14 protein-coding genes are annotated in these 13,946 nt (G+C 40.7%); 6 read left to right on the top strand and 8 right to left on the bottom strand.

The features are described 5' to 3' along the window. From DPG01_RS03800 to tenA, 4 genes are all read right to left on the bottom strand, one after another. A partial coding sequence (locus DPG01_RS03800) for a pyridoxamine 5'-phosphate oxidase family protein (RefSeq protein ID WP_110974235.1) occupies window positions 1–480 on the bottom strand: 480 nt, incomplete at its 3' end. 181 nt (window positions 481–661) lie between these two features. Further along, window positions 662–3,490, bottom strand: coding sequence for an excinuclease ABC subunit UvrA (gene uvrA, locus DPG01_RS03795; protein WP_110974234.1), 2,829 nt, complete (start codon window positions 3,488–3,490; stop codon window positions 662–664). A 327-nt stretch (window positions 3,491–3,817) separates the two neighbouring features. Then, window positions 3,818–4,192, bottom strand: a complete 375-nt coding sequence (locus DPG01_RS03790; RefSeq protein ID WP_086209138.1) for a hypothetical protein — start codon at window positions 4,190–4,192, stop codon at window positions 3,818–3,820. A 162-nt stretch (window positions 4,193–4,354) separates the two neighbouring features. Then, window positions 4,355–5,029 (bottom strand): thiaminase II, encoded by a 675-nt coding sequence (gene tenA, locus DPG01_RS03785; protein ID WP_086209137.1) that lies wholly within the window; start codon window positions 5,027–5,029, stop codon window positions 4,355–4,357. Window positions 5,030–5,240: 211 nt separating this feature from the next. On the opposite strand from tenA, the gene DPG01_RS03780 reads away from it, so the two are divergent. The 4 genes from DPG01_RS03780 to DPG01_RS03765 all read left to right on the top strand — a co-directional run bounded on the left by DPG01_RS03780 (window position 5,241) and on the right by DPG01_RS03765 (window position 8,922). Then, window positions 5,241–6,320 carry a DUF475 domain-containing protein gene (locus DPG01_RS03780; RefSeq protein ID WP_086209136.1) on the top strand — a complete coding sequence of 360 codons (1,080 nt, stop codon included), beginning with the start codon at window positions 5,241–5,243 and terminating at the stop codon, window positions 6,318–6,320. Between the two features lie 159 nt (window positions 6,321–6,479). Next, entirely contained in the window at window positions 6,480–7,844 is a 1,365-nt protein-coding gene (locus DPG01_RS03775) for an MFS transporter (protein WP_086209135.1), read from the top strand. A 51-nt stretch (window positions 7,845–7,895) separates the two neighbouring features. Further along, window positions 7,896–8,468: a single-stranded DNA-binding protein gene (gene ssb / locus DPG01_RS03770; RefSeq protein ID WP_110974233.1), complete on the top strand. Its 573-nt coding sequence runs from the start codon at window positions 7,896–7,898 to the stop codon at window positions 8,466–8,468. A gap of 130 nt (window positions 8,469–8,598) precedes the next feature. Next, the gene (locus DPG01_RS03765) at window positions 8,599–8,922 is read left to right on the top strand and encodes a hypothetical protein (protein WP_162622320.1); all 324 of its coding nucleotides are present in this window, start codon (window positions 8,599–8,601) and stop codon (window positions 8,920–8,922) included. 153 nt (window positions 8,923–9,075) lie between these two features. Here DPG01_RS03765 and DPG01_RS03760 read toward each other — a convergent pair whose 3' ends face one another. Beyond that, window positions 9,076–9,465 carry a tautomerase family protein gene (locus tag DPG01_RS03760; protein ID WP_110974231.1) on the bottom strand — a complete coding sequence of 130 codons (390 nt, stop codon included), beginning with the start codon at window positions 9,463–9,465 and terminating at the stop codon, window positions 9,076–9,078. A 162-nt stretch (window positions 9,466–9,627) separates the two neighbouring features. Continuing rightward, a complete protein-coding gene (locus DPG01_RS03755) occupies window positions 9,628–10,092 on the bottom strand; it encodes a hotdog fold domain-containing protein (RefSeq protein ID WP_086209131.1) in 465 nt (154 codons plus the stop codon). 137 nt (window positions 10,093–10,229) lie between these two features. Here DPG01_RS03755 and DPG01_RS03750 point away from each other — a divergent pair, with 137 nt between their 5' ends. Continuing rightward, the gene (locus DPG01_RS03750) at window positions 10,230–10,853 is read left to right on the top strand and encodes a TetR/AcrR family transcriptional regulator (RefSeq protein WP_171327341.1); all 624 of its coding nucleotides are present in this window, start codon (window positions 10,230–10,232) and stop codon (window positions 10,851–10,853) included. Window positions 10,854–11,015: 162 nt separating this feature from the next. Then, window positions 11,016–11,579: an alkyl hydroperoxide reductase subunit C gene (gene ahpC, locus DPG01_RS03745; RefSeq protein ID WP_086209130.1), complete on the top strand. Its 564-nt coding sequence runs from the start codon at window positions 11,016–11,018 to the stop codon at window positions 11,577–11,579. Between the two features lie 107 nt (window positions 11,580–11,686). Here the strand turns inward: ahpC and DPG01_RS03740 are convergent, their stop codons facing one another. Together DPG01_RS03740 and ycaC are read right to left on the bottom strand one after the other, a co-directional pair. Next, window positions 11,687–12,610: a LysR substrate-binding domain-containing protein gene (locus tag DPG01_RS03740; RefSeq protein WP_110974230.1), complete on the bottom strand. Its 924-nt coding sequence runs from the start codon at window positions 12,608–12,610 to the stop codon at window positions 11,687–11,689. Between the two features lie 387 nt (window positions 12,611–12,997). After that, on the bottom strand, window positions 12,998–13,624 hold the full coding sequence (gene ycaC, locus DPG01_RS03735; protein ID WP_086209128.1) for an isochorismate family cysteine hydrolase YcaC: 627 nt from the start codon (window positions 13,622–13,624) through the stop codon (window positions 12,998–13,000). Between the last annotated feature and the right edge of the window lie 322 nt (window positions 13,625–13,946).

Genomic DNA, 13,946 nt, shown 5'->3' with positions numbered 1-13,946 from the left:
ATCCATCATATGCGGGTACTTTATCCATCGGTAAGCATTAACATTAAACTCTCTAACATGGGTGAAATCAGACCAAATTAATTTACTTCCTTTGGTCCATTTTAGAGACTGGATGCGAGCGTTCACTCGTAATTTCTCGTCTTCTGTCGCGGGCCTTAATTCTCCTAGTTCTGCATAGATTCTTACTCCAGGATAGGAGCTAAACTGTCCTTTAATAAAAGATGATAGCCAAAAGAATTTGCTTGAATTTACAGCACTGATACAAACATTTTTATTTTTCTTTAAGTTTTCTGCTAATTGTTGAGAGAATGCATCAAATAGAAATCCTGTTCCATCATCATTCAAAAAGACAGTTCCAATTGGAGTAATATTTGGTATCCCATCGCGAGAAACGCTAGCAATATTCGCATGCATATTTGCTTGCTGTGCTTTAGAAAAAACATTTTTAATTGTATTCCAGTTATTTATATCTATAACCATTCTTATTTTTCCTTATTCTATATTTGTAGATATTTTTAAAATGAAATTGAATAAATCATTAATTGTAATTTTTTTAGGCGACAGTTATTGAATCTCCCCTAACCCCTCTTTGATAAAGAGGGGAACACCATTTGATTCGTAATGGAAACTCCCTCCTTTTTAAAAGGAGGGTTGAGGTGGATTACAACATCGGCTTCAAAAACTTCGCTGTATGCGAAATTTTATTCTTCGCAACCTGTTCAGGCGTTCCTTCCGCGATAATCATCCCGCCACCTGAACCTCCTTCTGGACCTAAGTCCACAATCCAGTCTGCGGTTTTAATCACATCCAGATTATGTTCAATCACCACAATGGTATTGCCCTTATTCCGTAGCTCATGCAGGATATCTAAAAGCTTAGCAATATCGTGGAAATGTAGACCTGTAGTTGGTTCATCCAAGATATACAGCGTTTTACCCGTATCACGTTTCGCTAGTTCACGAGCCAGCTTCACACGCTGTGCTTCACCACCTGATAGTGTAGTTGCAGACTGACCTAAGCGAATATAGCCTAAACCGACTTGATTTAAGGTTTCCAAACGACGGTGAATGACAGGAATCGCGTCGAAGAAATGCATAGCATCTTCTACCGTCATTTCCAACACATCCGAAATATTTTTGCCTTTATAACCGACTTCTAAGGTTTCACGGTTATAGCGTTTACCATGACAGTTATCACAAGGCACATACATATCGGGTAGAAAGTGCATTGCGACTTTGATCATGCCATCACCCTCACAGGCTTCACAGCGACCACCTTTCACGTTAAATGAGAAACGCCCTGCGGCATAGCCACGTGCTTTGGCTTCTTGGGTCTGTGCAAAGAGTTCACGAATTGGGGTGAATAAACCGGTATAGGTTGCAGGGTTGGAGCGAGGTGTACGACCGATCGGGCTTTGGTCGATATCAACCACTTTATCAAGGAATTGCAGACCATCTATCGAGTCAAACTTTTCTGCGGTTAAAGTGGTTGCACCATTCAGTTGAGTCGCTGCCAAAGGCAATAATGTACGGTTAATCAAGGTTGATTTACCCGAACCAGACACACCTGTGACACAGGTCATCACGCCTAAAGGAATAGTTAAATCTACATTTTGTAGGTTATGACCCGCAGCACCCATCAATTTAATTTGTTCATCAGGCTTTGGTGGTTCAGTACGTTTTTTCGGAACTTCAATTTTCAGTTTACCTGATAAATACTGACCTGTGAGCGAGTCTGTATTCGCGAGAATTTCATCATACGTCCCTTCAGCAATCACATGACCACCATGAATCCCTGCACCTGGACCAATATCAATAATATGGTCTGCTGCCCGAATCGCATCTTCATCATGCTCAACCACTAACACTGTGTTGCCTAAGTCGCGTAAGCGAACCAAAGTTTCCAGCAAACGGTCGTTATCACGTTGATGCAGACCAATAGATGGCTCATCGAGGACATACATCACGCCCATTAAACCTGCGCCAATTTGTGAAGCTAGACGAATACGTTGCGCTTCACCACCAGACAAGGTTTCTGCTGAACGCGATAGGCTTAAATAGTTTAGACCCACAGAGACCAAGAAATGCAGGCGCTCACGAATTTCTTTAAAAATCTTATCGGCAATTTCACCTTTAGCCCCATCAAGATTTAAGTCCTGATAATAGCTTTCAGCATCGCCAATCGACATTTTGGTAATTTGGGCAATGGTTTTGTCTTTGACACGAACATGACGTGAAATTTCGTTCAGACGTGAGCCACCGCAAGCATCACAGGCCGCATTGGATAAATACTGTGCTAAATCATCACGAACATAGTTACTTTCAGTTTCGCGGTAACGACGTTCTAAGTGCGGCAAAATTCCTTCAAAGGCTTGTACGCGGTTATGTTTACGACCACGTTCATCTATGTAACTGAGATCAACTTTTTCTTTGCCTGTGCCATAGAGGAATTTCTTTTTGGTATCGGCATCTAGTTCATTCCAAGGCGTATCCAAAGAAAAACCAAAATGCGCCGCCACTTTTTCAATCATGCTGTAGTAGTACGGGCGTTGTCTGTCCCAACCACGAATCGCGCCTTGGCTAATCGAAACATCAGGGCTTGGAATGAGTTTTTCAGCACTAAAATGACTACGAGTCCCTAAACCATCGCAGGTTGGACAGGCACCAAAGGGGTTGTTAAATGAAAATAAACGTGGTTCCAGTTCTGCAACGGCACGGTCACATTCAGGACACGAGTGTTTAGCTGAAAAGACCCGATCGGGATGTTCACCGTTCATCCACGAGAGAATGGCAATATCACCACCGAGACGTAGAGCAGTTTCAAAAGATTCTGCAATACGGTTGCCGAGGTCATCACGGACTTTGAAACGATCCACCACCACTTCAATGGTGTGCTTTTTCTTTTTATCGAGTTCTGGGATCGGATCGAGATCTACAATTTCACCATCGACACGGGCACGCACAAAACCTTGACTTTGTAGTTGTTCGAACAGGTTTGAATATTCACCTTTACGTTCCCGCACTACAGGCGCAAGCAGCATCAGGGCGGTCCCTTCATCTAATCCTTTTACTGCATCGACCATTTCCGACACAGTCTGAGCCACCATCGGCAAATCATGTTCTGGGCAAAACGGTGTGCCGACACGTGCGTAGAGTAGACGTAAATAGTCATAAATTTCGGTAATGGTGCCCACCGTAGAGCGTGGGTTGTGGCTGGTCGACTTTTGTTCAATCGCAATTGCAGGGCTTAAGCCTTCAATTGAGTCAACTTCAGGTTTTTCCATTTGTGATAGAAACTGGCGCGCATAGGCCGAGAGCGATTCGACATAACGACGCTGACCTTCGGCGTACAGTGTATCAAATGCAAGCGACGACTTACCTGAACCAGAAAGTCCCGTGATCACCACGAATTTGTCGCGGGGAATATCAAGGTTCACATTTTTTAAGTTATGGGTACGTGCGCCTCGAATACGGATATGACTTTGGCTCATAAAACTATCTCGAAATTGTGCAGATAAAGGAGGTATATGATAACGACTTATGCTTTGTTCAAGTGTTACAGATGATTTTATAGCGACAAATTATGTCGGCTAGAAGAAAAAATGCTGCTGATAGACTGTAGCTAGATTTGATGGTCGAGACAAGTCTCAAAGTAGAGTGACAGACTGAGAGTTGGAGATGAAAAATTTGATATAAATATAGGAATAGAAGAAACATTAAAAATGTCAGGTGTATGGCAAAGCTAAAATGCTGTTGTCATTTGTATCGTTTGTCATACGCCTGAATGAGATCGTAATAGTTATGCTCTTATGCTGCGACTAACATGCGATGGCATAGCTACGTTCAAAGATTGAATCGACTGTTTCAAAAGCAAAAGGACGCGCGATGTCATGATGAATTCGCGCATAAAAATTAACCTCATGCTCAAGGGTTTGCAAGAAAGTGTCGTAGTCATCTTCAAAGTCAGGTAAGTCGAGTAAATCTTGTTGCCGACTTAAAAGACAATGATATTTTTTAATAAAAGCTAACATCAGTTTTTGAATGTGTGGATTGGTATAATAAATCAGATAGGTCGCGGCAGAACCGCAGTGTAAACAGCCTTTTTCAAGATAAATTTCTTCGTTATTTAGCCAGCAGCATTGTACGGTAAAAAATGCACGAATGGCTTCAGTACCTAGAGTATCAGGATGCATGGGAATGGCCCTCGAGAGTTAATTATGCAAATGATAATTATTATCATTGGTGAAGTTTAGTTTTAAATCCTTAAAATAGCAATCGCGTCATCTGAAAAAATACGATGTTTGGGCAATAAAAAAGCCCTGAAGGGTTCAGGGCTTTTGGGATCATTTGAGCTTTTAAGCGTGGTCTAAACCGAGCCATTGCTGTTGTTTATAAGCGCTGTCCCAGAATAACCATTCCAGTTCAGCCCCTTTACGGTAGGCTTTATGCATTTTCTCAATGGTGTCAGCATCACAACGTGCAGCTACTTTATCAATGGTTGCAATCACATTGCGCACAGCTTGATTGAATTCTTCTCCTGCATAAGTATCAATCCAGGCTTGGTATGGGTTGTTAGCGATAGAGTTGCCCACAATGTCTTTACCGACTTCAGCATAAATCCAAAAACAAGGTAAGAGTGCCGCTAACACCACAGGATAGCTTTCAGACCATGCTGTTGCGGTTAAAAAAGAAGTGTAATGATGACAAGCTAAAGTCAAAGGAGTTTCTTCAAATTGTTGTTTTGAAATCCCAAAGTTTTTCATAAAACCATCGTGCAAGCTGCGTTCGACTACAATTGCTTCTTTGGCCCCTTGGCTAAACTGAATAATGTCATCAGCATCATAAGCTTTGGCGCCACATACGGCGAGCGCGCGACCATAAGCCACCAAGTAATGTGCATCTTGGATGACATAATGACAAAACGCTTCTTTATTCAAGCTACCTGAAGCCAATTCTTGGTTAAAAGGCAAAGCCAATGTTTTTTGATATAAGTCGACATTACGTTGCCAAACATCTTGAGAAAAAGCCATTAATTTATCCTGAGAAAAGCCGAAATATGGGCAAGACTATAACAACTGTTGACTCGGAAGAACAATCCAACACTGTGTGGTGAGGAAATAAGTAAAAATTAACGAAGATGTTTTGGTTTCATCTACAAAAACGGTCATAATTGCGACCATAAAACTCAACCTGATTTTTAAGTTTTAGTTAATTTCCAAATTTTTTAAAGGTCGATCTGTCATGATGAAACATTTTGGTTTCTCTATCATTTTTACGATCGTGTGTCTTGCGTTGTCTGCGTACTGGGGTTTTACCCATGGACCAGAAGCGGGCTTAAAGACCATGTTTACTGCACTGACTATTACTGCCATTTTAGCGGTGATGGAAGTCTCTTTATCTTTTGATAATGCTGTGGTCAATGCGTCCGTGTTACGTGGTTGGGATCATTTTTGGAAAATGTTATTCCTTACCGTGGGTATTTTAGTCGCTGTATTTGGTATGCGCTTAATCTTCCCTGTCGCAATTGTGGCGGTAACTGCAGATATGGGCTTCGTTGAAGTCGTTCAATTGGCTTTAAATGATCCGAAGACTTATTCACAACGTTTGATGGATCATCATCCTGAAATTGCTGCATTTGGTGGCGCGTTCTTATTGTTAGTGTTTCTTAACTTCTTTTTGGATGAAGGTAAAGATACGCACTGGTTCCGTTGGTTGGAGCGTCGTTTGGCAAACTTGGCCAATGTCCCTGCAATGTCTGTATTCTTGGCCTTGATTGCACTCTTGGTGATGGCGGCGAATGTTGATGAAGCCAAACGTCTAGTCGTGACTATGGCAGGAATCTGGGGCATCGTGGTTTATATTGGTGTACAGGTACTGAGCCATTTACTCGGTGGCGAGCCTGAAATTGATGAAGATGGTAATGCAATTGTGCATGATGCCAATGGCGCAACGACAGGTGTCGTTAAAGCGGGTATCGGTGGTTTCTTATACCTCGAAGTTCTCGACGCATCGTTCAGTTTCGATGGTGTGATTGGTGCCTTTGCCATTACTTCCGATGTCGTGATTATCATGTTGGGCCTTGCCATTGGTGCGATCTTTGTGCGTTCGATGACCATTTACTTGGTCGAAAAAGGCACCTTGGATGCTTATGTCTTCCTTGAACATGGTGCGCACTATGCAATTGGTGCTTTGGCATTTATTATGCTGGCAAGTGGTACAGGTCTTCATGTTCCTGAAATTGTTACAGGTTTAATTGGTGTAGCCTTTATTGTTTGGGCCGTGATTGCGTCTATCCAATATCAAAAACATCAAGCCGTTTAAAGCAGCTTGTTTTGAACCGAAGAAAAGCGCAGCTCAGGCTGCGCTTTTTGTTTTTCAGATCAGGAACGCTTTTATTAAATATAAAATTCATGTCGCTAGTCGGATTGAATAGCCTATAATCTTGATCCAAGATTAATTCAATACAGTCTGTCTTCGTTTATGATGAATGCTTTAGAACGTCGTTCAACTTTTGCCTTAAGCAGTATTTTTGCCTTACGCATGTTGGGTTTGTTCATGATCATCCCTGTCTTTTCTGTAGCAGGGCAGACTTATGAATATGCAACACCTGCACTGCTCGGTTTAGCTGTGGGGATTTATGGTTTAACCCAAGCTATTCTACAGATTCCATTTAGTCTGATTGCTGACCGTTATAGTCGGAAGCCTTTGGTGGTTTTTGGGCTGCTTCTGTTTGCATTGGGCGGTGCAATTGCGGCAATGTCAGACACTATTTATGGGGTGATTATTGGTCGTGCTATTGCTGGTGGTGGTGCTGTTTCTGCTGTGGTGATGGCGCTCCTCGCCGATGTGACCCGTGAAGAAAACCGCATGAAAGCCATGGCAACCATGGGGATGAGTATCGGGGTTTCTTTTGCTGTAGCCTTTAGTTTGGGGCCGTGGCTTACCGGTTTGGTGGGGATTTCAGGTTTGTTTTGGGTAACGACGATCATGGGCTTGGCCGCCATTTCAATGTTGCTGTTGGTTCCAAAAGTTACCCGCCACCATCGAAATTTTGATCAAGGTTATTTGGCTCAGCTCAAACAAGTTTTAAAAATGGGTGATCTGAACCGCCTGCATGTATCAGTGTTTAGCTTACATTTATTGCTGACAGCAATGTTTATTTATGTCCCATCACAGTTGATTGATTTTGCCAAAATTCCACTCAATTCGCATGGTTGGGTGTACTTGCCATTGTTGGTAATTAGCCTGTTTTTTGCTTTCCCAAGTATTGTATTGGCTGAAAAATACCGCAAGATGCGCGGCATCTTTTTAACTGCGATTGGCGGTATTATTTTAGGCCTAGGCATTCTAATTTTTGGTTTTGAGTCAAAGTATATTTTGCTCACGGGTTTGGGCTTATTCTTTATTGCTTTTAATGTTATGGAGGCGTTGTTGCCCTCATGGTTATCGAAAGCCGCACCAATTCAGTCTAAAGCCACCGCGATGGGCGTAAATGCCAGCAGCCAGTTTTTAGGCGCTTTTTTTGGTGGCGTTACAGGTGGACAATTATTGTTATTAAACAATACTGCTTTGGGCTGGAGTATTCTGACTGGACTTGCCATTATTTGGTTATTGATTAGTTTTGGTTTGGCGCAGCCACGCTATTTATCTTCGATGGTGCTACGTTTACCTGAACATAAACAAACAGATGAATGGACTTCCCAACTTTTAGCGATTCGTGGTATTGAAGAGGTCGTGGTGATGTCTGATCAGCAAGTGGCGTATGTCAAGGTCGATAAGCAGCAAATAGATGATGCGACGCGACAAGATTTAACGCAGTTGTTAGGGAAAGAGGTAGCCATTTAAGCATAACTCTTATAAAGTAAATAATAGAAATAGATAGGAAGTAAACATCAGATGCGCGGTGTAAATAAAGTTATTTTAGTGGGCACATTAGGCCGAGATCCAGAGACGAAAACTTTTCCAAATGGTGGTTCGTTGACTCAGTTTTCAATTGCAACCAGCGACTCTTGGACAGATAAAAGTACAGGTGAGCGTAAAGAGCAAACTGAATGGCATCGTATTGTGTTACACAACCGTCTAGGTGAAATTGCGCAACAATACCTGCGCAAAGGCTCAAAAGTGTATATTGAAGGTTCATTGCGTACGCGTCAGTGGACAGACCAAAATGGTCAAGAGCGTTACACCACAGAAATCCGTGGTGAGCAAATGCAGATGCTAGACAACAACCGTCAGCAAGGTGAGCAAATGCAAGGCGGAAATGATGGTTATGCACAACCACGTTTCAACAATAACCAAGGTGGAGGTTATAACAATAACAACCAAGGCGGTTATGGTGGCAATCAAGGTGGTACCAACCAACAAGGTGGTTATGCGAACAATAACCCAAGTGGTTTTGCACCAAAAGCAGCACCTCAGTCTGCGCCTGCAACAGCACCAGCGGATATGGATGATGACCTTCCGTTCTAACTGGTATCAGGTATAAACCTTGTACAAAGTGATCAAAAAGAACTTGATTGATATCAAGTTCTTTTTTTATGTGCAGAGAAACTTAGATATTTTGGATAAGGCACATTGTTTATTTTAAAGGGCTTAAAAATTGAAATTAAAACAATCAAAAAGCGAAGCCTCTGGATGGATGTGTTGTGGAACAGGCTTTATCGGCTATACCGTTTTTATATTCTTTTTGCTCTCAGAAAGAACACATGGCATCCATTATTCTGAAAATCTTGCTTTATTTAATCAAAATATACTGTATTTTTTGGCCTTTCTCTTAGTTACGTTATCTATAGGGAAAAAGCGTCTATTTACAGATGGGCATGGAAATAGCCCCGTATGGGTGGATAGGTATGTTGCCCCATTTGTATTTTTTTTATTAGGTGTCATATTCCCTGCGATGTTTTTTATTCTGATAATTAAATAAGTTAAAGTGATCATTTAATATCGTAGATATTGTATCAATGAATTTATACAGTCGCATTTTCAAGGGCTTTTCTGTTGTGGCTGTGCCTGCATTAAAGTGTCTTCATTGGAAACTCACAGTTAAATAGTGGTTTTTTATACTGTATTTTATTTTCTAAATATTGATCTGATAATTTAATTGTAATTCATCAGCATTTTTACCTCTAATTCCCCAGTTTTCTTTAGGGGTTTCAAATATTGTGATTTCAATATCATTGAAATCAATTCCACATAAATCATTAATGTTTTGAAATAGTGTGTTAATAAGGGCTTTTTTTGCTTCTTTTGTCCTGCCCTCAAACATAGAGATTTCGATAATGATGTAAGATTCTGTACGGTCTGATGGGTAAATAAAATGTTCTGATTCTAATGAAATGAAACGTTGAAACTTTTTTTCTATGGGATATTTCAGTGTTTTGGTTAACGCTTGGTGAATGGCAATACTTAGATGATCTCGATGTTTTTTTATGGTTTTATTTAAAGCATAGATTTTAATTTGGGCCATGACTTTCTCTATTTTTTAAAATGAAATTAATGGGGATAGATCATCATTCATCTTAACAGAGTGTATGCAAATTCATTTGAAAAAGATCATTGTTAGTTTGTACGCATTTAAGATGAACGGATTGAAAACCCACCATCGAATAGTGGGTTTTGGTCGCAAATTTTATTTTTTCAGTGAAACCCACATTGTAATTGTGGCACGAAAAACCAGTTCTTGAGCAGTGTTTTTAACTTCAACATTGACCACATAATCACTGCCTTCATTCCAAACAAAATTGGACTGTGCTGGTGTTGCCACTGCGACTAAATCAGTCGATGCTTTCTGTATATATTCGACTTGCATGCCTTTTGGAATCCAGCGGTGCGTATTGGGTACAGTCACATCGGTCATGGTGCCTCCAGCGAGTTCTGCCATATTACACATCGCAATGGCATGCACAGTACCAATATGATTCAACACAGCACGGTGTTTTTTTATGCTCACTTCGCAGTAGTCTGGGCGCAGTTGTTCGAATAATGGGGAGATACTGCTGAAATAAGGCGCCTTTAAACACAGCAGTTTTGAAAATGTCCATTTCCCAGCAGGTTTGGCTTCTAGGGTTTTCCATATTTTTAAGGCTTGACTCATGGTGATGTCCTTCATGCATTATTTGAAGAATAATATTCTCATACAGAATATTATTCTGTATTTGGCTGATTTGACGACTCTGCTACACAAAAGAGCGAGTCTTGATTTATGATGAGCACAGTAAAAAAGGAATGATGATGCAAAACATAGCCTTACTTGAACGAATTTATCCTGGTCGACGTGCGGAGCTTAAACGTCAGATTTTAAATTGTGCTTTACAACAGTTTATTCAGCAGGGTATCGAAAGCACGACCATAGAGATGATTCGAGATGCTGCTGAGACCAGTGTTGGGGCGATTTATCATCATTTTAAACATAAAGAAGGCATCGTTTCGGCTTTATATATTTCGGCTTTAAAGGATCAAGCGACTCAACGTATGCACGCTTTGCAACAGAGTCAAAACCTTAAACATGGACTGTATGCCGTTATTCATAGTTATCTGGACTGGGTAGAGCAGTATCCTGATTTTGCACGATTTTTATATGCAGCCAGTTACAGTGTGCAGCAAGGGATACATGCCGAAACGTTAAAGCAGGAAAACTTACAGCGTAATTTGCAATTAGGTCAGTGGCTGGCGCTTCAGCCTGATGCCGAGTACATGACTGCTGTGCCAGTTGAACTTCGCCTTTCTCTGATGATTGGACCAACAGAAAGCTACTGCCGTGCTTGGTTATCTGGTCGAGTAAGCCCTTTACCTACAGATTATGCAAACATTTTAGCTCAAGCAGCATGGCAGTCTTTAAATGCATTTCAGATGTAAAACTTGATAGTGACAACTGTGAAAAGGGTAAAACTTAACGAGGGCTTTCTAATCTAAAAAACCGATAAATTTCATGAAAACTTACTGTTTCACCAATTTTTAATTTGCACGTATTCTAGCTTCATTACTTAAGCACATTCATTCATTTTTGAGGAAAAATACATGAGTTTAATCAATACTGAAGTTAAAGCGTTTAATGCAACAGCGTACCAAAATGGTGAATTTATTGAGTTGTCTGAACAAAACCTTAAAGGCAAATGGTCTGTTGTATTTTTCTATCCTGCTGACTTTACCTTTGTTTGTCCAACCGAATTAGGCGATTTAGCTGATCATTATGCTGAATTCCAAAAATTGGGTGTGGAAATTTATGGTGTATCTACAGATACTCATTTTACCCATAAAGCATGGCATGACACTTCAGATGTGATTGGTAAAATTCAATATCCATTGATTGGGGATCCGACTTGGACATTGTCTAAAAACTTTCAAGTACTGATTGAATCTGATGGTTTGGCTGATCGTGGTACATTTGTGATTGATCCCGAAGGAAAAATCCAAATTATTGAAATTAATGCAGGCGGTATTGGCCGTGATGCTTCTGAACTGTTACGCAAAGTAAAAGCTGCACAATATGTACATGCGCATCCAGGTGAAGTATGTCCAGCAAAATGGAAAGAAGGTGAAGCGACGCTGGCTCCTTCAATTGATTTGGTCGGTAAAATTTAAGTAAATCGAATGATACAAGGTCGCGCATCGTTCCAATCTATTGGAACGATGCGCATAAAAAAATCAGCCCAGTGGCTGATTTTTTTATGTTGAGTACGGTTATTTTTTTAAAGGTGATAGCCTTTACTGTTGGTGGCAAAGTCGCGTATGCCTTGAACCAAATGTTCAATCAGTTTTTCCATGACCAAGCGCTGTCCTTTGCGTGAAGCATAGACCAGTTGCACGGTGCCAATATTGGAACACCAGTCAGGTAAAATATGAACCAAGCGACCAGTTGTAATGTCATCTTCTACGGTTAAGTAGGGCAGATTGGCAATGCCTAAACCATCTAAGGCTGAATAATAAATGCCTGCTACGTCATTACTTTTTATCCGTGGCGTCAAAGGAATGACGATCTGTTCTTGGGTCTCAATATGATGTAATAGCCACTGATATTGGTTCTTTTGTACCCCAAGCGCGAGGGTTGGGAAATCATTCAATTCTGTCGCAAATTGAATGTTGCGTCCTTGTAGAAGTTCAGGGCTGGCAACTAGGCAATGTGTAGTTCTTACGACATCACGTACTACAATGCTGGAGTCTTCATTGGCTGTGAAATTGGTACGAATCGCCAGATCAATATCATCATGTAGGACATCCACACGACGACTGGTGAGCTCCATTTCAACTTGAACTTTGGGATATTGTTTTAGAAACTGATTGAGCAAACTGCGAATTTGATAGCGCATCATGACCGAAGGGCAACTCAGTTTGATTAAACCCTGAGGTTCGCTTTTCTGTTTCAGTAAAACGTTGTTGGCAGTTTCAACTTGCTGAATAATTTGTTGGCATTCTTCAAATAATTCCTGCCCCAAAGGTGTCACTTTAAAGTGACGGGTTGAGCGTTGAATGAGATTCACATTATATTTAGCTTCAAGGTCTAAAATGCGGCGACTGAGCTTCGATTTGGTGATATTTGAGGCCTCACTTGCAGCACTAAACCCCCCGTGTTTGACCACAAGATAGAAATAATAATAGTCGTCAAATGAATGCATGATGTGTTTAAGCCTGTATAGATTTACGACATATCGCAGTCTGTTATGAATGTCTTACACTGTATCATTGCAGATGGGTAAGCACGACGAAAAAGTGATCTGAAGATCTAATGCTGGCCTGTTCAGTTTTCTTGTCATGAGCCCCTTAATTTTTGAGTCCGTAAAAAAGTATCTTGCAACATAGCAGTGTTTCACTGCAGAACTTGCCAGATTCCTTTGATGCGGAAATAGATCGCAGGACGTTGACTTGTTTAAAATGGTTTTGCCTTGAATTGTGCCAGATAAAAGTTCTACCTATCAAATAACATGATGAATTTAAAAATAAAATGCCAATCAATTTCTGAACTGATTGGCATTAATCCAAAGATCGCTTCTTCGCTCAGCAGATTATTTGCTCGCTGTATTTTTGCTATAACTTTGAATCAGGTTTTTATAGTCTGGGATGTGTGCTGCAAAAAGAGCGCCTAAGCCTTCAATATCATTACGCCAGTCACGGTGTAATTCACAAGCTGCACCAAACCAAGACATTAGTTGAGCACCAGCTTGTGACATACGATCCCATGCGGCATCACGCGTGATGGGGTTAAATGTTCCTGAAGCATCAGTGATGATAAATACTTCAAATTCTTCTTCAAGTGCTGAAAGTGCAGGGAATGCCACACAAACCTCTGTCACCACACCTGCAATGATTAACTGTTTTTTACCTGTTGCTTTGACTGCTTTGACAAAGTCTTCATTGTCCCATGCGTTGATTTGTCCTGGACGTGCAATATAAGGAGCATCTGGAAACATATCGACCAATTCTGGGACTAAAGGGCCGTTTGGACCATCTTCAAAGCTGGTGGTTAAAATGGTGGGAAGATTAAAATATTTTGCTGCTGCGGCAAGGGCAAGCACATTGTTTTTAAATTTATCAGGGTCAATATCACGGACCAATGACAGCAAACCTGCTTGATGGTCAACTAACAGCACGGCTGCATTATCTTTGTCTAAACGAATATATGGCTGAGTCATTTTTCTATCCTCTGTGTGATTATCTATAAAACCGAAAAGCCAAAGATCTGTTTATTTTCGCTTTTCGATTTAGCACCATCCTAGTGATGAAAATGGGACAATAAAATAAGCCAAACGAGATGCTTAATCTTAAAAATAGGAAAATTTGAGCAAAAATATGCCATCACAATAAAAGATGGCTTTGTTTTTCAAATGGTTTTTATAAAAGCAGGATGGTTCTAATGATATTGTCCTACTGGTGTGATTGTGTGTATTGGCACAGAGCTATAAGTGAACTGAGGAAAGGGGTAGTATAGATTGCATATTCATCCTATCCATATAG

The sequence above is a fragment of the Acinetobacter sp. WCHAc060042 genome (assembly GCF_003231195.1).
In the GTDB taxonomy this organism is placed as follows: domain Bacteria; phylum Pseudomonadota; class Gammaproteobacteria; order Pseudomonadales; family Moraxellaceae; genus Acinetobacter.
This window is presented reverse-complemented; position numbering and strand designations above follow the sequence as displayed.